Annotated in this window: 18 protein-coding genes; 7 read left to right on the top strand and 11 right to left on the bottom strand. The window is 60.8% G+C overall.

Annotation, left to right across the window (positions count from 1 at the left end):
* Nucleotides 1–53: 53 nt before the first annotated feature.
* From ABD112_RS10800 to ABD112_RS10790, 3 genes are all read left to right on the top strand, one after another.
* On the top strand, nucleotides 54–797 hold the full coding sequence (locus ABD112_RS10800; protein WP_343925848.1) for a metal ABC transporter ATP-binding protein: 744 nt from the start codon (nucleotides 54–56) through the stop codon (nucleotides 795–797).
* Entirely contained in the window at nucleotides 794–1,666 is an 873-nt protein-coding gene (locus ABD112_RS10795; RefSeq protein WP_343925762.1) for a metal ABC transporter permease, read from the top strand. Before ABD112_RS10800 ends, ABD112_RS10795 begins: the two co-directional genes overlap by 4 nt.
* Nucleotides 1,667–1,809: 143 nt before the next feature.
* Nucleotides 1,810–4,461, top strand: a complete 2,652-nt coding sequence (locus ABD112_RS10790) for an AMP-binding protein (RefSeq protein ID WP_343925760.1) — start codon at nucleotides 1,810–1,812, stop codon at nucleotides 4,459–4,461.
* 1 nt (nucleotide 4,462) lies between these two features.
* On the opposite strand, the gene ABD112_RS10785 is transcribed toward ABD112_RS10790, so the two are convergent.
* The 6 genes from ABD112_RS10785 to ABD112_RS10760 form a co-directional block, all read right to left on the bottom strand.
* On the bottom strand, nucleotides 4,463–5,515 hold the full coding sequence (locus ABD112_RS10785) for an ABC transporter ATP-binding protein (protein ID WP_343925758.1): 1,053 nt from the start codon (nucleotides 5,513–5,515) through the stop codon (nucleotides 4,463–4,465).
* On the bottom strand, nucleotides 5,512–7,035 hold the full coding sequence (locus ABD112_RS10780) for an ABC transporter permease (protein ID WP_343925756.1): 1,524 nt from the start codon (nucleotides 7,033–7,035) through the stop codon (nucleotides 5,512–5,514). The genes ABD112_RS10785 and ABD112_RS10780 overlap by 4 nt, the downstream gene beginning before the upstream one ends.
* A gap of 38 nt (nucleotides 7,036–7,073) precedes the next feature.
* Entirely contained in the window at nucleotides 7,074–8,096 is a 1,023-nt protein-coding gene (locus tag ABD112_RS10775; protein ID WP_343925754.1) for an iron ABC transporter substrate-binding protein, read from the bottom strand.
* Nucleotides 8,097–8,192: 96 nt separating this feature from the next.
* Complete coding sequence (locus ABD112_RS10770) at nucleotides 8,193–8,879, bottom strand: metal-dependent transcriptional regulator (protein WP_343925752.1); 687 nt, start codon at nucleotides 8,877–8,879, stop codon at nucleotides 8,193–8,195.
* Nucleotides 8,880–9,024: 145 nt separating this feature from the next.
* A complete protein-coding gene (locus ABD112_RS10765) occupies nucleotides 9,025–9,438 on the bottom strand; it encodes a hypothetical protein (protein ID WP_343925750.1) in 414 nt (137 codons plus the stop codon).
* Between the two features lie 278 nt (nucleotides 9,439–9,716).
* On the bottom strand, nucleotides 9,717–11,147 hold the full coding sequence (locus ABD112_RS10760) for a cryptochrome/photolyase family protein (protein ID WP_343925748.1): 1,431 nt from the start codon (nucleotides 11,145–11,147) through the stop codon (nucleotides 9,717–9,719).
* Nucleotides 11,148–11,223: 76 nt separating this feature from the next.
* On the opposite strand from ABD112_RS10760, the gene ABD112_RS10755 reads away from it, so the two are divergent.
* From ABD112_RS10755 to ABD112_RS10740, 4 genes are all read left to right on the top strand, one after another.
* Nucleotides 11,224–11,892: a mechanosensitive ion channel family protein gene (locus ABD112_RS10755; RefSeq protein WP_343925746.1), complete on the top strand. Its 669-nt coding sequence runs from the start codon at nucleotides 11,224–11,226 to the stop codon at nucleotides 11,890–11,892.
* Nucleotides 11,893–12,472: 580 nt separating this feature from the next.
* Nucleotides 12,473–13,567 (top strand): pyruvate dehydrogenase (acetyl-transferring) E1 component subunit alpha, encoded by a 1,095-nt coding sequence (gene pdhA, locus ABD112_RS10750; RefSeq protein ID WP_425563829.1) that lies wholly within the window; start codon nucleotides 12,473–12,475, stop codon nucleotides 13,565–13,567.
* Nucleotides 13,564–14,577 (top strand): alpha-ketoacid dehydrogenase subunit beta, encoded by a 1,014-nt coding sequence (locus ABD112_RS10745; protein ID WP_343925742.1) that lies wholly within the window; start codon nucleotides 13,564–13,566, stop codon nucleotides 14,575–14,577. The genes pdhA and ABD112_RS10745 overlap by 4 nt, the downstream gene beginning before the upstream one ends.
* A 9-nt stretch (nucleotides 14,578–14,586) precedes the next feature.
* Nucleotides 14,587–15,918, top strand: coding sequence for a dihydrolipoamide acetyltransferase family protein (locus tag ABD112_RS10740; RefSeq protein ID WP_343925740.1), 1,332 nt, complete (start codon nucleotides 14,587–14,589; stop codon nucleotides 15,916–15,918).
* Nucleotides 15,919–15,980: 62 nt separating this feature from the next.
* On the opposite strand, the gene ABD112_RS10735 is transcribed toward ABD112_RS10740, so the two are convergent.
* The 5 genes from ABD112_RS10735 to ABD112_RS10715 all read right to left on the bottom strand — a co-directional run bounded on the left by ABD112_RS10735 (nucleotide 15,981) and on the right by ABD112_RS10715 (nucleotide 19,210).
* Entirely contained in the window at nucleotides 15,981–16,289 is a 309-nt protein-coding gene (locus ABD112_RS10735) for a DUF2249 domain-containing protein (protein WP_343925738.1), read from the bottom strand.
* A gap of 87 nt (nucleotides 16,290–16,376) precedes the next feature.
* Complete coding sequence (locus ABD112_RS10730; protein ID WP_343925736.1) at nucleotides 16,377–16,736, bottom strand: cupin domain-containing protein; 360 nt, start codon at nucleotides 16,734–16,736, stop codon at nucleotides 16,377–16,379.
* A gap of 73 nt (nucleotides 16,737–16,809) precedes the next feature.
* Complete coding sequence (locus tag ABD112_RS10725) at nucleotides 16,810–17,022, bottom strand: hypothetical protein (protein ID WP_343925734.1); 213 nt, start codon at nucleotides 17,020–17,022, stop codon at nucleotides 16,810–16,812.
* Between the two features lie 2 nt (nucleotides 17,023–17,024).
* A complete protein-coding gene (locus ABD112_RS10720; RefSeq protein WP_343925732.1) occupies nucleotides 17,025–18,962 on the bottom strand; it encodes a heavy metal translocating P-type ATPase in 1,938 nt (645 codons plus the stop codon).
* 41 nt (nucleotides 18,963–19,003) lie between these two features.
* A complete protein-coding gene (locus tag ABD112_RS10715; RefSeq protein ID WP_343925847.1) occupies nucleotides 19,004–19,210 on the bottom strand; it encodes a heavy-metal-associated domain-containing protein in 207 nt (68 codons plus the stop codon).
* Nucleotides 19,211–19,343: the final 133 nt, after the last annotated feature.

Genomic DNA, 19,343 nt, shown 5'->3' with positions numbered 1-19,343 from the left:
GAGCAGAGCAGACTCCAGCAAGCGGGCGCGGGGGAGCCGCGGCATCCGCACCGGTGATCGCACCCGCAATCAGCGTGCACAATGTCACGGTGCACTACGGCGAGGTACTGGCTCTTGACGACGTGAGCATCGACGTTGCGGCGGGCCAGGTGTGCGGGCTGATCGGAATGAATGGTTCGGGCAAGTCGACCCTGTTCAAGACAATCACGGGGATGATTCGCCCCGACCGCGGAACCGTCACGCTGGGTGGCCGTGCACCAGCAATCGCGCGCAAGGTTGGCGCTGTTGGCTACGTTCCACAGAGCGAAGAAGTGGACTGGGCGTTCCCCATCTCGGTGCGGGATGTCGTGATGATGGGCCGCTATGGTCACATGGGCCTGGCTCGACGCCCCAAAGCTGCCGACCGCACGGCGGTGGATGACGCCCTCGCCAGAGTCGACCTCGCCGACCTTGCCGATCGACAAATCGGTCAACTCTCCGGCGGTCAAAAGAAGCGGGCCTTCGTTGCTCGGGGTATTGCTCAGGGCGCGAGTGTCCTGCTGCTGGATGAGCCGTTCGCCGGTGTCGACAAGCGCTCAGAAGCCACCATCGCCACGGTGCTTCGCGAGCTTGCCGCCGACGGAGCAACAGTGCTGGTGTCGACCCACGACCTGAACGCGTTGCCCCAACTGGCCGATGAAGCAATCCTGCTGATGCGCAGCGTGCTGATGCACTCAACCCCCGCCGAAGTGCTGCAACCCACCAACCTCGCCCGCGCCTTCGGGCTCGATGTTCTCCAGCGGGGCGACAGCGAATGAACCCACTCGACTTTCTCATCGAACCCCTGAGCTATGACTTCATGGTGCGAGCGATGGCCACCAGCGTGATCGCCGCGATCGTGTGCGCCGTGCTCTCGTGCTGGTTGGTGCTCGTCGGCTGGTCGCTCATGGGGGATGCCGTTTCGCACGCCGTGCTCCCCGGAGTCGTTCTCGCCTACGTGGTGGGTGCGCCGTTCGCGCTCGGCGCGCTGATCTTCGGCTTCCTCGCCGTCGGCCTGATCGGCGTCGTGAGAAACACCAGCCGCATCAAGGAGGATGCTGCTATCGGCATCGTCTTCACGACCCTCTTTGCCTTGGGGCTCGTGCTCATTTCGGTGATCCCATCGCAGACTGACCTCAACCACATCATCTTCGGCAACCTGCTCGGTGTCTCGTGGGCCGACCTTCTCCAGGTGGTGATATTGGGTGTCGTCACGTTCAGCATCCTCATTGTCAAGCGCCGCGACTTCACGCTCTACGCCTTCGATGCGACCCACGCCCATGCCATCGGCCTCAACCCCAAGGTTCTCGGCGCTGCCCTGCTCGGGCTGCTCGCACTCACCTCAGTCGTGGCGCTGCAAGCTGTCGGCGTTGTGTTGGTCGTCGCGCTGCTCATCATCCCCGGCGCGACCGCCTACCTGCTCACCGACCGGTTCTCCCGCATGCTCGTGATCGCCCCGGTGATGTCGGCGCTCGCGGCAGTCACCGGGCTCTATCTCAGTTACTACCTCGATACGGCGTCCGGCGGCATGATCGTGCTCGTCCAGGGCTGCGTCTTCGCGCTGGTCTTTCTGTTCAGCCCGCGGCACGGGCTCATTGGCAAGCGGGTTGGCGCCCAACGGCGTCGACGGATGCTCGCAGCACGGTAGTTGCCGGTACCGAATAATAGGGTAGGCTTACCTAATCAACTTGAGGGAAGTCGGATGACCGGTACACGCCGAACCAAATCAGTGGGAAGCCCACACCCGCGCAGTGCCGACCCGACTTCAGCCAGCTGAGCCTACGCATAATCATGACTGTTCAGACTGAATTCGCCGCGTTAAGCCTGTCCCGTGGAGCGCCCCACCACATTGCGTTGGTTACGGATGACGGCGAACTAACCTACGACGACATTCGCGGGCGTGTAGAAGCCCGGCGAGACGAGCTGGGCTCCACGCGACGATTAGTGATGATCGAAGCCGCCATGACGGTCGAACCCGTCATCACCTACCTCGCGTCCCTCGAGGCTGGACATCCGGTGTTGCTGGTCGAACCAGCCAGCACAACGAACGAACACGCTTCTCGTGCACGAATCGAATCCCTGGTGAGCCGTTTCGACCCCGACGTGATCGCTGCGGCGGAGGGTGACAACTGGGGCCTCAACGAAGCACGAACCGGCACGCGGCATGAGCTTCACCCCGACCTCGCGATGTTGGCAACGACATCGGGGTCGACGGGGTCACCGAAAGTGGTGCGTCTTTCACGCGACAATCTGCTGTCGAATGCTTCAGCAATTTCTCAGTACCTCGAACTCGACCCTGCAGACCGTGCCATGACGACGCTGCCTTTGCACTACTGCTATGGGCTGTCGGTGCTCAACAGCCACCTCTTCTCCGGGGCATCGGTGCGCCTGAGCTCACGATCTGTCCTCGACTCAGAATTGTGGAACGACTTTGAGGAGGCGCAGGCAACCTCATTTGCTGGTGTACCGCACACCTTCGAGCTACTGGAGAAGACTGACTTTGCCACGCGCGACTTGGCATCGTTGCGCTACATCACGCAGGCCGGCGGAAGGCTCGATCCGGAACGGGCTCGGCGATTCATTCAACTAGGTCACCACCGTGGCTTCGATTTCATCACGATGTATGGACAAACTGAAGCGACAGCGCGCATGGCCTACGTGCCCAGCGATCTCGCCGAAACCGCGATCGGCACCATCGGCATTCCCATCCCCGGAGGCCAATTTCGAATCGATGCCCCTGCTGGCTCTGAAGTTGGAGAGCTTGTCTACAGCGGCCCCAACGTCATGATGGGCTACGGAGAACAGCCAGCAGACCTCGCGCTCGGCACCACCAGCCACGAGCTGTTTACCGGAGATCTCGCCCGGCAGCGCAACGACGGACTCTACGAAATTGTGGGCCGCAGCAACCGATTCACTAAAATCTTTGGCCTGCGAATTGACCTCGACCACGTCGAGCACCTCTTCGAAAGCTCAGGTATTGACGTGAAAGCGGTCAGTTCTGACGAAAAGCTGATCCTCTTCGTCACTGCAGCAGGCCAGGACTCAGTCGTAGCCGAACATGCGGCATCACAGTGGGGTTTGCCGGCCCACGCGGTGGAGGTGCACTTTATCGCTGAGGTTCCGCGAACCTCCAGCGGCAAGACCGACACAGTTGCTCTGCTTCGCTACGCGAGCGACAGCACCGCCGGCGCCAATCCTGCTATTGATGATGTCGTATCAGCCGAGACGCTCAGAACTCGCATCGCATACCTCTTGGGAACCCCGCACGCTGTCATCAGCGACTCGTTTGCCGGACTGGGGGGAGACTCGCTCAGTTTCGTTGAGGTCTCGATTCACCTCGAAGAACTCTTGGGAACGCTGCCTCGCGCCTGGCCGACGATGTCGATGATCGAGCTCGCTGCACGAGCGGCGAGACCTCAGCCACCGCTTTCAGTCGGCCCAGACTCGAGCTCAGGCGCTGAAGCTCCCGAGACAGTCCCACGTCAGGCTCACGCGAAGCTGGCGACGAGACGGCCCCGGCAGAGATTGCCCCGCATTGAAGTGCCTATTCTGCTGAGAGCGCTGGCGATCATTCTCATCGTTGCAACCCACGCTGACCTCATCTTTGTGCAGGGCGGTTCTCACCTGCTTCTGGTGATCGCTGGCTACAACCTTGCGCGTTTTCAGCTCGCGAATCAATCCCACCGACTGCGTACCAGGGCAATGCTGGCGGGCGTCGCTGCGGTCGCGATTCCTGCCATCACATGGATCGGAATCGTCGGAGTGGTTACCGGGAGCTACGCCACGGCCACTGTTTTTCTTGGCAACAACTTCGTTGGCAGTGCGCAGTGGACCCCTCAATGGCACTTCTGGTTTCTCGAAGCGATGCTGTGGTCAATGCTGGCTGTCGTGGCTCTGTTTGCCGTACCAGCAGTGCGGCGGTGGGAGCGTCGCTGGCCGTTCGCTTTCGCGCTCGCGGTGCTGGCGCTAACGCTCATTGTGCGCACCGTCGTAGTAGGTGGAATTCGGGCGGAGGGCACAGAGAAGTACGCGGTCGTGACGGTTGCCTGGTGTATTGCCCTCGGTTGGGTGATCGCGCGTATCACTACGAAAACTCAGCGCCTCATAGTTTCGGCTTTAGCTATCTTGTGTGTTGTCGGGTTCTTCGGGCAGCCACTTCGCGAAGCGATTGTCATCGGCGGGGTGCTGGTGTTGCTCTGGCTCACTTCACTACCGATACCGCGTTGGTTGGTCGGGGTGGTGTCCGCTTTGGCGGGGGCGTCTTTCTTCATCTACCTCATTCATTGGCAGATCTACCCGGGCATCGAAACGCACTCGCCATTGCTAGCGACGGTGACCTCGTTGATCGCTGGTGTGGTGGCCTGGAAGGCCTATACCTTTTCCCTGGGTCGTGGTCGTGCCCTACTCAAGAGAGCTAGCAGCGCTGCCCCGCGCACTCGTTGACCTAGTGAATTGTCGCGCTCGCGGAATAGAGAACCGCTCCGCCATCCACTTTTAGTCCAACCACTGCACCCACCGCTAGCGATTGCGCTTGCAGAGCGGGAATGGCGAGCGATAGTGCGATGGGCGGGTCTCCCAGCGTGCGCAATGACACGACGGCGGTTGGCCCGATGTAACGCACGCCAGTAACTAACGCGCTGCCGTGGGTGAGGTCAACGCTCAGTGACACTTGCGAGGGACGGACCATGGCCGAAACCGACTCAGCACCAGCGCTACGATCGTGCCGCACGCTTATCCGACCCAACGCGGAGTCGATTTCGTTCCCAAAACGCACGGCTGGCAACAGCACGATAGACCCCATCAGCGCAGCAATCTCGGCGGTACCAGGGTTGCCGAAAACAGATTCAGGAGAACCCGACTGCGGGAGCGAGCCTCTCATCATCACAGCGACACCATCGCCGAAAGAGAGTGCCTCTTCTTGGTCGTGAGTGACCAGCACAGTGGTGGTTCCGCTGCGCTCGAGTGCGGTAATCACCGCAGCCCGCGTTTGCTCGCGCAACCCGGTATCGAGTGCACTGAACGGCTCATCGAGCAGCACAACCTCGGGCCGGGGCGCAAGGGCTCGTGCCAGAGCGACTCGTTGCTGCTGGCCCCCCGAGAGTTGGTGAGGATAGCGCGAGACGAGAGCCGCATCCAGGGAGGTCAGTTTCATGACTTCGACTATGCGTTCTGTTCGACCGGCGCGGGGAAGACCGAAACCAATGTTTGCGGCAACCGAAAGATGGGGAAAGAGAGCGCCATCTTGAGCGACGTATCCGATCCCGCGTCGGTGGGCAGGCACACTGCGTCCTGGCGCTGCGAGTACGCGGTCGCCCAGAGAAATTTCGCCGCTGTCCGGTTCGACGAAACCTGCGATAAGGCGAAGGAGGGTGGTTTTGCCGCATCCCGAGGGGCCAACTATCGCGGTACGCGACCCCTGAGCAACGTCAAACCCAATGTCAGTCAGAACAGGCGTTGGGCCGAAAGATTTGCTGACACCGCTGATGTGTAACTTCACCGTGTTCTTCCCCTCGTCTGCGCAAAAAGTAGAGCCACAGCGGGAATTGAGAGTAGCACCAGAGAGATGGCGTAGGGGGCTGCGCCGGCGTAGTCGATCGACGAGGCAGCCGACCAAAACTGGGTCGCGAGCGTTCGTGTTCCGGTTGGGGCGAGCAGGAGCGTGGCGGTCAATTCGTTTGCCGCTCCGAGCGCCACGAGCGCGCCGGCTGCCGCAATGGCCGGGAAAAGCAGCGGAATTGTCACGCGCAACCTCGCGAGGAGGGGCGGCGTTCCGAGCGCTCGGGCGGCTTCTTCCAGAGATTCAGGAACCTGGGCGAGTCCGGCGCGCAGGGTCACTAGTGCTCGGGGCAGAAAAATGATCACGTAGGCCGCTGTCACCGTCGCAGCGGTCTGATAGAGCCCCGGAGCAACGTTCAGCGTCACTGTGACCAACGCCAGCGCCACAATAATCGCGGGCAGACTGCTGGCGATTGAGTAGCCGCCTTCAAGAACTCGGCTCAGTCGTGATGGATGCCGCGTCGCGAGCCACGCGACGGGAAGGGCGACCACGATGGCCCCGATTGCTCCACCGAGTGAGAGCAGAGAGGTGTCAACTAGTGCGCGCCAGAGACCGTCGAGCATCTCAGGTTTAGTGGCGAGGGACCATCGAATAACGCTGACCATGGGTACGACTGTGGCCAACGTCGCGATCGTGACGAGGGCAAGGATCGCGAGTGGGGTGAACTTGCCGAGTTTGACGAGCTGGGCTGGCCGCGCGTTACCCGATCCCACATACGCATATCGAGCGCGTCCTCGTGCAGTGGCTTCGATCCCCAACACGATGACGCTCAGTAGCGCGAGCACTATGCCGAGAGAGGCGGCCGATGGGCCAGCAAATGTTGACTGGTAGGCGACCACAATCGCGGTAGTGAAAGTGTCGAAGCGAATGAAAGCGAACGCTCCGTATTCGGAGAGCAGATGGAGAGCGACGATGAGTCCGCCGCCGAGAATGGCCAATCGAAGCTGCGGGAGGACAACTCTGAGAAGAACAGCCCTCTCTTTGAGCCCGAGGGATCGTGCGCTCTCTTCCAAACTCGGGTTGAGGCCGCGCAACGTGGCGAGGGCGGGGAGGTAGACGAGCGGGTAGTACGCGAGCGTCGCCACGAGGAGGCCGCCCCCGAGGCCTTGGATGGAGGGAACGACGCTCGCCCAGCCGTAGCTGCTGACGAAGGCGGGGATAGCTAGTGGCGCAACAGTGAGGATGGCGAAGAAGCGCCGCCCCGGGAGGTCAGTTCGTTCGACAAGCCAGGCACTGCCGACCCCGAGCAGAATGGTGATGGGTACTCCGAGCACGAGAATCAGCACGGTGTTACCCAAGAGCTCGCCCACGCGGGGACGCAGGAGCAGAGTCGCAAGCTCGTCAACGCCGATCCTTGCTGTTGCCTCGATGACATAGCCCACAGGAATCAGCATCCCGATGGCGAGGATCACCACAATAATGAGCAGTGCCCGTGAGGGTGGTGTTGTGGTTGCGCTCAACCGCTCCGCGCGCAACGCTCGCGCAGCACCCGGGGTTGTCAGAGGAGCCCTGCTTGCGTCATGAGGTCGAGAACCTCGGGGCCGTTGAGCGTTGATGGGTCAATGATTGGCGCGTTGAGCGAATCGAGGGTCGGTAGCGGGTCTTTAGCGGGCACATCGCTGCCAACGGGGTATTCGAAGCTGTAGCCCTCGCCAAGAATTGTCTGTCCGGAGACGCCAGCGAGAAACGCCAAGAATTGTTGAGCTTGGTCAGGGTTCTTGCTTGATTTGAGCACGCCACCACCGGAGATGCTGACGAAGGCCCCGGGGTCCTGCTCGCCGAAGTAGTGCAATTTGGTGTTGCCGCTGTTTTCGCCTCCGGAGTCTGAGTCGCGGAACCAGTAGTAGTGGTAGATGATGCCGCCAGCTACCTCGCCCGCGTTGACCGCTTTCATCGTGACGATGTTGTTGCGGTAGATCGTTGCATTATCTTTCATCCCGGTGAGCCAGGCAGACGTCGCGTCAGTGCCCTGGGTTTCGAGAATTGCGGAGACGATTGCCTGAAAATCTGCTCCAGCGGGTGCCCCACCCCAGTTGCCTTTCCAGCTGGGGTCGTGCAGATCGAGTATCGATGCGGGGAGTTCGGATTCGTTGAGAAGGTCGGGGTTGTAGACGAAGACGGCGGAGCGCGCGGCGATGCCGGTCCACATCCCGCTGGTTGGTCGGTACTGTTCCGGAACCAGGTCGAGTGTTGCGGGGTCTACGGGCGCGAGCAGTCCGGCATTTTCGACCAGCGACATGGCGGGGGAGTTTTCGGTGAGGAATACATCGGCGCGCGAAGCATCGCCTTCGGCAATGAGTTGATTGCCGAGTTCGCTGTCGCCACCATTGCGCAGCACTACGTCAATTCCGGTCTGGGCGGTGAACTCGTCGACCCATTCTTGAGCGAGTTGTTCGTGCTGGGCGTTGTAAACCACCAACGCTTCTTCGCTGGCATCCACGACCGCGCCATCGTCATCCGTGCTTGTGATTCCGGTGCACCCGCTCAGCAGCAGACTCGCTGCGGCCAGTGTTGCGGTCACGGTCAGGATTCTCTTCACAGCGGTAGCCCTTCATCCATTCGGTATTAGATTAGGCTATCCTAACTTATCTCGAAGCGCTGTCAGTCGATCGAGGCCTCACCCCGTATTGGTTCCGCCCGAAACGTAGAGCGCATCGCTCGCACCGCGGCCAAGCGAAACGGTGGCGGAGTTCTCGCCGACCTGCACGTCGAGCGCGTCAGAATAAGGTGCACCGGCGCTGACGTGGAGGATCGCGGCAAACACAATTCCGCGCTCTTCGAAGAACTTGAGCAGGTCGGGGTCATCATCAGAGATGCGCTCAACCACCACGGTGCTGCCGGGGGAGACCCGACTCAGCTGTACGGCATCCGGAATCGTCACGACGCCGTCAGCGCTGGGGATCGGGTCACCGTGCGGGTCGCGGGTGGGGTGCTCCAAAAACTCGTCAATGCGCTCGACCATGAAATCTGACACCGCATGTTCTAGGTTCTCCGCCTCGTCGTGCACCTGGTCCCAGCCGTAGCCGAGCACGCTCACTAGGAATGATTCGATGAGACGGTGGCGGCGAACCATGGCTACAGCGTGAGCGCGGCCGATGTCGGTGAGCGCGATGGACCCATAACGCGCATGGTCAAGGAACCCCTGATCGGTGAGGCGACGCACGGCATCCGAAACGCTAGACAGGGTGAGGCCAGTTTTCTCGGCGATCACGGTCGCGGTGACGGGGGCGTCTGACCACTCGGAGAGCCCCCAGACAGCCTTCAGATAGTTCTGGGTGCTGACAGAAAGTTCTGTGACCGACATGCGCCAAGTCTAGAGCCGAAGATTCAACTACGGCTAGACGTAGTTGAGGTGCTGCTGGCCTCAATTCTGCAGGATGCCGCACCGTGGGTTAACGCACAGCGCCCCCACCCTCGCGAAAGGGTAGGGGCGCCAGAGAGCGAAAGTGTTAGTTGGACATTCCGGCGAGATCAAGGTCACCGGTGATGTCGTCAAGGATGTCGTCAACGTCGACCGAGCCGGTCACGTCGGTTGCAACATCAGTCGCATTGTCTACGACGTCAGTAGCCTGCGTTGCGTCGTCGACAACGTCAGACACGGTGGTGCCGTTGGCGACGTCACTCACGTTGGCGGAGTCACTGATGTTGCCCGCTGCGTTGTCGTTGCCCGAAGCGACCGGTGCGTTTACTTCATTGCCGGATGCGATCGCATTGCCGCTCAGGAGGTCACCATCCAGGATGCCGCCGCCAAGGATGTCGCCACCGAGTGCGTCGCTACGGAGCAGGTCAACATCGCCGACCTGGGGTGCAACGAGTACCGGGATATCGGCGCTGGTGGAGGTTGAGGAGGAAGCTGCGTTCATTGCTGAACTCCTTCGTACGTTGGTGGCCCCTGTCCGGACCTTTTAGCTCGAGGCTTTCCCGAACTGCAATGAGTCTTTCTGAGCGACCCTGTGAACGGTTTGATTCCTCTCTCAGATTGGGGCAGCGCGGCTCGTTTTGCGACGGGAGGGCCGTCGGGAGCAGTGCTCAGTCGCCCATGATTCCGGGAGGGGAAGCGCCTCGCTGGGCATCGTCTGGGGGGTGCCTGACCGAACACTCAGGCGGCGGAAATTGCCGCCAATTGTGGTGGCGAAACGATCTAGTTGGATGCCGAAGCGGCTTTCACGGCGCTGTACGCCTCGAGTGCTTCCCGGCGGGTTTCGGCCAGATCGACGATCGGGTCTGGGTAGTCGGCGGTGCCGAGTTCCGGTATCCAACGGGCTACATATTCGCCCGTTGGATCAAACTTTTTCTGTTGCAGCCCCGGGTTGAAGACACGAAAGTAGGGGGCGGCATCCGCACCAGATCCAGCAACCCACTGCCAGTTGGCGGGGTTGCTGGCTTCGTCGGCGTCAACGAGGGTGTCCCAGAACCATTGTTCGCCGGCCCGCCAGTCGATGAGCAGGTTCTTGATAAGGAAGCTTGCGACGACCATGCGCACACGGTTGTGCATGGTGCCGGTGTGCCAGAGTTCGCGCATGCCGGCGTCGACGAGGGGGATGCCCGTGCGGCCGCGACGCCAGGCTTCAACTTCGCTGACTCCCGCGGGTTCGTCGACCGCACCGAGCTGGTCGACGGTGTAGCCCCAGGGGAACGCGTTGTAGGCGGGGCGGTAGCTGTCTTCGGCGAGGCGCGGGTTGTCGAAGAGTAGGGCGGTCGAGAATTCGCGCCAGCCGATTTCGCTCAAGAATTTGGCGACGTTGCTGCGGGCTGCCGTGGGTAGCGTGCTTGCGCCTGTGCCACGCAGGCGGTGCCAGATTTGGGCGGGGCTGATCTCGCCAAAACGGAGGTGGGGGCTGAGGCCGCTCGTGGCGTCGACCGCGGGTTCATCGCGGCGGTGGTAGTCGGCGAGACGGTCGGCCACGAAGCTGTCGAGGAGGTCGAGCGCGCCCGCTTCGCCTGGGGTCCACGTCTCGCGCAGGCCACCCGCCCAGTCGGGGCGGGTGGGAAGCAGGTTCCAGTCGGTGAGGTTGTCGCTCGCGGGGGAGCGTTCGGGCCATCCGGGTTCAACAGCTTCGGGCGCGGGCCACAGCTCACGAACGGGACGATCTTGCGCCGACCGCCAGTAGGGCGTGAACACGCGATACGGCTCGCCCTGCCCATTGCGAATCTGCCACGGCTCATTCAACACATTGCCTTGGTGGCTCTCGACGGTGAGGCCTCGTTCGCGCAGGCTCGACTTGAGCTCGGCATCGATGTCGCGGGCTGCCGTGTAGCGGCGGTTCCAGTGCACGGAGGCGGCGTCGAGCTCGTCGACCAGCTCAGGCAGCACGCGCGCGGCTGGGCCGCTGCGCAGCGTCAGTTGGCCACCCAGTTTTCGCAAGGCGGCATCCAGCGCAGCGAGGCTGTGGTGCAGCCACCACTTGCTTGCCGAACCCAGCGGCCGGATGCCGTCGCCGGTTTCGTCGTGAATGTACACAACAACAAGTGGTCGGTCTTCGCTCGCGGCGGCGGTAAGCGCGGGGTTGTCGGCTAGTCGCAGGTCGTTGCGCAACCACACGACGGAGGGCCGGTTCTCGCTTCTGCTCACGCCTCTATTCTACGTTTCGTGAGCGACTCTGGTCGGGGTGGCCGTTCGGCGTGCGGGAAGGCCGAGGGGCCTGCAGGTGGTGCTGAGCCGCCTTGTTGGGTGGGGCATTCTGGCCTTTGGACTGTTGGTTGCCCTCACGGTGATTTTTCCCACGATTACGCCGGCGTCGTTGTTCGGCACTCTGGGTGTTGGCGGCATTGTGATTGGGTTCGCCTTCCGCGACATCTTTCAAAATTTGCTCTCCGGAATCCTGATTCTGTTTACTCGACCGTTTCGAATTGGGGATCAGATTGTCTCGAACGATCACGGGGGCGAGGTCGTCGACATTTTGGTGCGCGCCACGTTGGTGCGCACGTATGACAACCGTCAGGTCGTGATCCCGAACAGCGAGCTTTACACCAAACGTGTGGTCGTGAATACGGCATACACCACTCGACGGCTCAGCGTTGAGGTCGGGATCGGTTATGACGACAGCATTGCTGAGGCCCGCACCGTCATCCTTAAGGCGATCGCTGCTCTGCCCGGCATCGTCACCGAGCCGGCGCCTACGGTTCTGGTGAATTCGCTTGGTGATTTCAGCGTGATTCTTGAGGTGCGTTTTTGGATTAGTCCACCGGATCGCCGTGAAGCGGTTGAGGCGCAAGACCAGGTTCTTGAGGCGATCAAGCGCTCCTTGACGGCAGCAGGAATAGAGATGCCGTTTCCCACGCAGCACATCTCGATTGCGGGCGGCTCGGAGCACTAGGTCACCCTCGACTACGCACTGGCGCCACCTCTTGATCTGGGCAATACTCAGGATATGGCTACACGCGCTGACCGTACGCTGAATGAGCATCATGAAGTATTCGGCGTGCTTCTTTTCGCTTTTAGGGGCGCTACCTAAATTGACGAGTGCGGCATAAAGCGGTGCGCGTTAAATAGTTCGAGGGTCGGTTTCAGAGGCATGAAACCGACCCTCTCCCTTGCACCAAGAGTGTCCTGCAATCACATTCCGCAGTAGCTGCCACAGCAAACAACTTCTGCTGTATGAATGTATAACGGAAAGATAACGCTGTCTAGTTACCGTTCCGTTATTTTTCAAATATTTCTAGAAAAGGTTGTCTACCTAGCGGATCTCGGTGACGATTGTGCTCGATCGATCGAGCACACCTCGCGGTCTCTCGTAGTAGGCATCGGCGTCTGCCCTCACCCCGCATCTCACCCATCAATATGTGCTTCGTCAACTCCTCGCGAACTGACGCGGTGCTTTCACTTCCGCAGCTGGTCAGGTGTCGTCTGTCGAATTCAAGACAGCCCGTTCCCAGCGAAGCGGAATAGATTAGATCATGCATCTCGTTGAAAGTGAGACTGTCATGGCGACCACAAGTCGGACCAAGAAAAAGCCTGCCAGCAGTGGCCAAGCGGCCACGGAGCTCCGCAGCTATTACAAGAGAATGTCGCTAGTACGCGCTTTCGAATTGCGCGCGAACGAAATGTACGCGCGAGCCAAGATCGGAGGCTACTGCCACCTGAATCTCGGTGAGGAAGCCACTGTCGTCGGTTTGACCGCCGCACTCGACGATCGCGACTATCTCTTTACTACCTACCGTGATCATGGATACGCCATCATGCGCGGCATGGAGCCATCTGCGGTGATGGCCGAACTCTTCGGAAAATCGACCGGTGTCGTTGGCGGCTGGGGCGGTTCGATGCACATGTTCGACATGGGCAAGCGGATGCTCGGCGGCTACGGGATTGTCGGCGGACAGATTCCTCCAGCAACAGGAGCGGCGCTAGCGATCAACTATCGCAGCAAAGCTGGCCCCAAGGCCGAGGCTGTCATGTGCCTGCTCGGTGACGGCACCACCAACATCGGAGCCTTCCATGAGTCGCTCAACCTGGCCGGGTTGTGGAATCTGCCGATCGTCTACGTGATCGTGAACAACCGGCTCGGGATGGGTACGCCTGTTGAGGGTGCATCCGCCGAACCCGATCTTTACAAGCGTGGCAGCGCCTACCGAATAGAGGGCACCAGAGTAGATGGCGATGATCCCATCGCGGTTCGTGACGCCGCGCGTGCAGCTCTGAAGAAAGCGCGCGAAGAACGTCGACCCGCACTACTCGAGTTGATGAGTTACCGCCTCAAGGGGCATTCGGTGGTTGACCCGGCGCGTTACCGTTCAAAGGAAGACACCGACGAGGCGAAGGGCAATGACCCGGTACCCGCATTCCGCGCAAAGCTCATCGCAGATGGGGTACTTACTGAGAAGGATGCGGATGCCATTGATGACGATGCAGACAAGGTCGTGACCGAGGCGGTCGCTTTTGCCGACGAAAGCCCCGACCCTTCAGTCGATGAATTGTTCGACAAGGTGTACGCGAGTCCTGTAGCAAACGCCTCGACGCGGCTGCCCGCCGAGCCGGCGGTGGTTCTCTCATGACCGCCAACGAACCCAAATCTCGCATCATCACCTACCGGCAGGCCCTCAACGAGACTCTGCGCGCTGAACTAGAGCGCGATGAGAATGTCTTCCTCATTGGTGAAGAGATCGGTGTCTTTCAGGGCTCGTACAAGATCACTGCCGGGCTGCTCGAAGACTTCGGCCCCAAGCGGGTGCTCGACACTCCGATCTCTGAAGAGGGCTTCGTGGGCGCCGCGATCGGTTCGGCGATGCTCGGCCTTCGGCCGGTCGTTGAGATCATGACACTCAACTTCAGTCTGATAGCGATCGATCAGATTGTGAATCATGCGGCCAAGATGCACGCCATGTTTGGCGGACAGGTCAAGGTTCCCCTCGTCATCCGCTTCCCCGGAGGTGGTGGTCAGCAGTTGGCGGCTACCCACTCCCAAAACCTCGAAGTCTGGTACGCCCATATCCCGGGGTTGAAGGTGCTGGCACCGTCGACACCCGCCGAGGCGAAGTCGATGCTCAAGGCCGCAATCCGCGACGACGACCCAGTGATCTTCCTCGAAAACCTAGCGCTCTATAACGTCAAGGGCGAGGTTCCGGATGGCGAACAGGTCGCCGAGATTGGCAAAGCCGCCGTCGTAAAGACCGGCACTGACCTGACTGTCGTCAGCTACTCGCGCGGAATGGTGACGGCCCTGCAGGTGGCAGAAGAGTTCGAGCAGGAGGGTGTGTCGATCGAAGTTGTTGACCTTCGCAGCCTGCGACCGCTAGACCGCGACACCATCTGCGCTTCCGTGCGCAAGACGAGCCGGGCTGTCATCTTCGAAGACGACATGCTCAGCTATGGAATCGGGGCCGAAATCTCGGCCACCATCGGCGAGGGCGCCTTCGACTATTTGGATGCTCCGGTGCGTCGGGTCGCAGCATCCGAAGTCCCACTGCCGTATTCCAAGCCGCTGGAGACCGCGGCCATGCCGCACGCGGCAGACCTGTCCCGCGTCATTCGGGAAACCCTCGACGCCACACGGTTTAAGAAGTAGGAGGCAATCATGTCTGAAGTGACGATGCCCAGGCTCTCCGACACCATGGAAGAGGGCGAGCTTGCAAAATGGGTGAAGCAGGTTGGCGACGTGGTGGAGAAGGGCGACGTGATCGCCGAGATCGAGACCGATAAAACCACCATGGATCTGGAGGCATTCGAGAGTGGCGTGCTGCAGAAGCACCTCGTCGAGGAGGGCACCATGGTGCCGATCGGTCAGCCTGTTGCCGTGATTGGCGACGGTGCACCCAGCGAGACTGAATCCGAGCCGGAGCCGGACGCAAAACCCGACGCAGCTCCGGATGACGAGCCTGGGGCAGAGCCGGACGTCGAGCCTGACGTGGAGTCCGGTGCAGAATCCGAACCGGAGCCGGAGACGGAACCGGAGACGGAACCGGAACCGGAGCCGGAGCCGGAGCCGGAGCCGGAGTCCGAGACCGCCGAGGCCTCATCATCCACTGCCGACAAGTTGCGGATGTCGCCGCTGGCTCGCAAGCTGGCGCACGACAACGACCTCGACCTCGATTCGCTCACCGGCACTGGCCCCAGCGGCCGCATTGTCCGGGCCGATGTCGACGATGCGATTAGTGCCATGAAGAACTCCGGAACAACGGCCGCGAAACCGGAGAAGTCAGCCAGTGCCAGTGCTAGTAACGACGATGCCGAGGTCATCCCGCTCAACAAGATCCGCAAAGTTACTGCCAAGCGCCTCACGGCGAGTCAAGAGGTCCCGCACTTCTTCCTCACCAATGTGGTGGAAGTCGATCGGCTGATGGCTTTGCGCGCCGAGGTCAACGACGAGCTCGCTGAGCAGGGGATCAAGGTGAGCCTCAACGATTTCATTGTGAAGGCTGTTGCGATCGCGCTGCGTCAACACCCGGAAGCGAACTCGTCGTTCAACGGCGACTCGCTACTGCGGCACCGACGGGTCAACGTGGGCATTGCTGTGGCCACTGATGCCGGTCTGCTAGTTCCGGTGGTCGCCGATGCTGACCGCAAGACTCTCAGCGAGATTGGCGCAGAAGTTGTGGCGCTCGCGGGTAAGGCACGCGATGGCAAGCTGAAGCTGGAGGAGATGTCGGGGGGAACGTTCTCGGTGAGCAACCTCGGAATGTTCGGAATCGATGAGTTCACGGCGATGCTCAATCCGCCAGAAGCAGGAATCCTTGCCGTCGGGGCGGCGAGCCCAGAGCTGCAGCTGCGAGATGGCGAGCTGGCCGAAGTGCAGAAAATGAAGATTACGCTCACGGTCGATCACCGCGCTCTGGATGGTGCGACCGCTGCCGCCTTCTTGCGCGACCTGAAGGGCATCCTCGAGCAGCCGCTGCGCATCCTCGTCTGAGAATGACGGCGTCACGACTGAGGTTGTGACGCCCTGCGATTCCCGACGCTGTGCGGTAGTGATTACGCCCGAGTGAAGCGTACTTTCCACTCGTCTGGTCCATCGGTCACATAGGCGACGGTGAAATTACCCGGCTGCTTTTCATCAAGCTGAGCAAGCAGCGGGAGAGGGTTGTGGTCAGCAACGATGTCGAGGCTGAAGCCAGGAGCAATCGAGCCCAGCGCACCAAAGATGGTGGCATGACGAATCGCGTGCGGGATTGGGCGAACATCCAACACAATCTCAGAGGTGTTTTCGTGACCGCACGCACAACCACTAGCTTTGGTTGCAGCGGCGTCGGGGGTCTTTAGTTCAATAGGTTCAACAGCCATAACTTCACCATAGACCTCCCTCGACGCTGGTGCATCACGGATGATGGCAGCTTCAGCGTGAACGGCTTGCGAGCCCAAAATCGTCGGTCAATCAGCCAGAATTTGCCCGGGCGGATACGGGCGCTTAGCAACACTCATGAGCACGGCAGAGTCTTCGAGTGCTTCGAAACTGTGGCGCTCGTGGGGCACAATCAGCAGACTGCCAGCGCGCGCCTTCCACACATCATCACCAATGCGCAATTGGATGCGGCCCTGGAGTACGTAGACAGTGGCATCGTCGTGATTGCCGTGCTCTCCCAGACTGGAACCCTTGATCATCCCGATAACAGTTTGGCGCAGCGACTTCTCGTGGCCGCCGTACACCGTGTGTGCTGCGCGCCCGCCACCTGCCTCTGCTGCAGCGTGCAGCTGTTGGAGTGCGAGAGCCTTGATCGAAATCTTGGTCATGCCGACAGTGTACGGTTTGCAACCGAATCTGGTCGTTGCCTTGGCGGGCGCTGCACGATTTTAGCGGGTTCGGTTAGGCGTTACTCGCCTTCTCCTCATAGCTGGCGATGGCCTTCTCTAGGCCGAAAAGCACTTCGGCTGTGGTGTCGAAGAGGGACTTGAAGGCTGCATCATCCACTTTCTGGATGTCTTCGCGCAGGTGTTCGGCGAGTTCTGTCAGTCGCGCACGAACTTGCATGGTGTGCCGTAGTGGATCACTCTCGGGGAGGGTGTGTGGATCGATCATGATTATCTCCTTGGCGTGGACCCGATAGCGGTTATCGGTGTCCGGGTTTCAGGTGCCACCGTGATGGTGGCGCTCTGGCGGGTGCGGCGCATGAGGCGCATGGCGTTGACTATCACAATGAGCACGGATGCTTCGTGAACGAGCATTCCGATCGCCATCGTCACGCCGCCGAGCAGCACGCCAAGCAGGAGGAGCGCAACAGTGATTAGCGCGATGGCAATGTTCTGGCGCATGTTGTTCACGGTGCGGCGAGCGAGGGAGATTGCTTCGGGAAGTTTGAGGAGCCTGTCACCCATGAGCGCAATGTCCGCCGTTTCGACCGCGACCGCCGAACCGGCCGCTCCCATAGCAACTCCAATGTTTGCGGTAGCCAGGGCGGGAGCATCATTGACGCCGTCACCCACCATCGCAACGACGTGTCCCTCGGCCTGGAGTGCCGCGACAATGTCGAGCTTGTCTTCGGGCAGCAGCGATGCATGGATCTCGTCCACCCCGGTGACCGCCCCAATAGCGTTAGCGACGAGCAGGGTGTCACCGGTCAACATGACAACCTTCGTGACGCCGGCAGCATGCAGATCTGCCACCATCTGAGCCGCTTCAGGTCGAACCTCGTCCGCGACTCCGATCACACCGACGACTCTGTTGTCGACGGCGACAATCATGGGGGTGCGACCCAGCGTGGCCAGCTCGTTTGCGGCGTTGGTGGTGGCATCCGCGTCAGCAATCTTGTATTGCTCTAATAGCGCGAGGTTGCCGATCAGAATGTGGTGGCCTGCTGCGGTCACCGCAATGCCCTTGCCGGGAACGGGTTCGGTTGACTCCGACAGGCCGGTAATGCGCACGCCTTCGTCGGCTGCGGCATCCAGAATTGCTCGGGACAATGGATGCTCTGAGCCGGCCTCTGCGCGGGCAGCCCACGTCAGCACCTGCTCCCGTGTTGTGCTCTCGTCTAAGACGATCACGTCGGTCACACGCGGACGACCCATCGTCAGGGTGCCGGTCTTGTCGACCGCAACAACGGTGATCTTCGCGGAGGTCTCTAAGAACTCGCCGCCCTTGATGAGGATGCCATCCTTTGCGGCCCGGCCGATGCCGGCAACGATCGAGACGGGGATAGAGATGACGAGTGCGCCAGGGCAACCAATAACAAGCAATGTCAGCGCGAGCACCACATCTGCCGTCAGTACGCCGACGACGAGGGCGAGAACCATGATTGCGGGGGTGTACCAGGCCGAAAAACGGTCCATGAAGACTTGAGTTTTGGCCTTGGCGTCTTGGGCATCCTCGACGCGGTGAATGATCCGGGCCAAGGTGGTGTCGGCGCCGACGCCTGTCGCACGCACCTGAAGGAAGCCGCTGCGGGCGACAGTTCCGGCAAAGACTTGGTCGCCGATCAGCTTTTCCGTCGGCATGGATTCACCCGTGATGGATGCCTCGTCGAGCGAGCCGGTTCCGCTAATAACTTCGCCATCGACAGGCACCTTGGCGCCGTTCTTGACGAGCACAGTTTCACCCATGATTACGGCGCCGGTCGAGATCTCGACCTGTTCGCCATCGCGCATGACGATCGCAACGTCGGGGGCAACGGCAATAAGCTCGGCCAGTGCCGAACGAGTCTTGTTGAGGGTTGCTGTTTCAAGAGCGTGACCGATAGCAAAGAGAAAAGTAACGGCCGCGGCTTCCCAATACTGGCCGATGATGACCGCACCGATGGCGGCAATGGAGACCAGCAGATCGATACCGATGATGTGAGCCCACAGCGCCCGTGCACCGCTGATCACGATGCGGGTGCCAGCGACCACGGCGGCGGCCACCATGAAGATGTTGCCGACTGCTTCTGCTCCGAAGAGTGGCGGGATCACCAGAGCGGCGATGATCAACACCCCTGAGATTGCCGGAATCGTCCACCGGTTATTCATCCAGATGCGGATGGCACTCATGACACTTGCCTTTCTTGGATCGCCTCGCCGAAGGGAAACTCTTAGAAGGTTGCCGGAGTGGAGGTGTAGCCGGCCTTTGCGACTGCCGCGACCAAATCATCGACGCTGACGACCGATGGGTCGTGGTCAATTTCGATGCGAGCGGAGGCGAACTGAACCTTCACTGCCGAGACACCGTCTACGCGTCCGACCTGCTTCTCGATTTTCGCGACGCACGAGGGGCAAGAGAAGCCTTCGGCACGCAAAATGGTGTGGGTTGTTGTGGTGTCTGTGGTGTCTGTGGTGTCTGTGGTGTCTGTGGTGTCTGTGGTGTCTGTGGTGTCTGTGGTGTCTGTGGTGTCTGTGGTGTCTGTGGTGTCCATGGTGTGGCCTTCCTGCGGT

This window comes from Rhodoglobus aureus (genome assembly GCF_039527955.1).
Taxonomy (GTDB): domain Bacteria; phylum Actinomycetota; class Actinomycetes; order Actinomycetales; family Microbacteriaceae; genus Rhodoglobus; species Rhodoglobus aureus.
The sequence above is the reverse complement of the archived record's forward strand: the minus strand, read 5'-3'. Positions and strand labels throughout refer to the sequence as shown.

Excerpts from the sequence above, each read along its gene's own strand:
- ABD112_RS10795 (WP_343925762.1), top strand. The coding sequence starts at position 794 with ATGAACCCACTCGACTTTCTCATCGAACCCCTGAGCTATGACTTCATG.
- ABD112_RS10790 (WP_343925760.1), top strand. The coding sequence starts at position 1,810 with ATGACTGTTCAGACTGAATTCGCCGCGTTAAGCCTGTCCCGTGGAGCG.
- ABD112_RS10770 (WP_343925752.1), bottom strand. The coding sequence starts at position 8,879 with ATGTCGGTCACAGAACTTTCTGTCAGCACCCAGAACTATCTGAAGGCT.
- ABD112_RS10765 (WP_343925750.1), bottom strand. The coding sequence starts at position 9,438 with ATGAACGCAGCTTCCTCCTCAACCTCCACCAGCGCCGATATCCCGGTA.
- pdhA (WP_425563829.1), top strand. The coding sequence starts at position 12,473 with ATGCATCTCGTTGAAAGTGAGACTGTCATGGCGACCACAAGTCGGACC.
- ABD112_RS10745 (WP_343925742.1), top strand. The coding sequence starts at position 13,564 with ATGACCGCCAACGAACCCAAATCTCGCATCATCACCTACCGGCAGGCC.
- ABD112_RS10740 (WP_343925740.1), top strand. The coding sequence starts at position 14,587 with ATGTCTGAAGTGACGATGCCCAGGCTCTCCGACACCATGGAAGAGGGC.
- ABD112_RS10735 (WP_343925738.1), bottom strand. The coding sequence starts at position 16,289 with ATGGCTGTTGAACCTATTGAACTAAAGACCCCCGACGCCGCTGCAACC.
- ABD112_RS10730 (WP_343925736.1), bottom strand. The coding sequence starts at position 16,736 with ATGACCAAGATTTCGATCAAGGCTCTCGCACTCCAACAGCTGCACGCT.
- ABD112_RS10725 (WP_343925734.1), bottom strand. The coding sequence starts at position 17,022 with ATGATCGATCCACACACCCTCCCCGAGAGTGATCCACTACGGCACACC.
- ABD112_RS10720 (WP_343925732.1), bottom strand. The coding sequence starts at position 18,962 with ATGAGTGCCATCCGCATCTGGATGAATAACCGGTGGACGATTCCGGCA.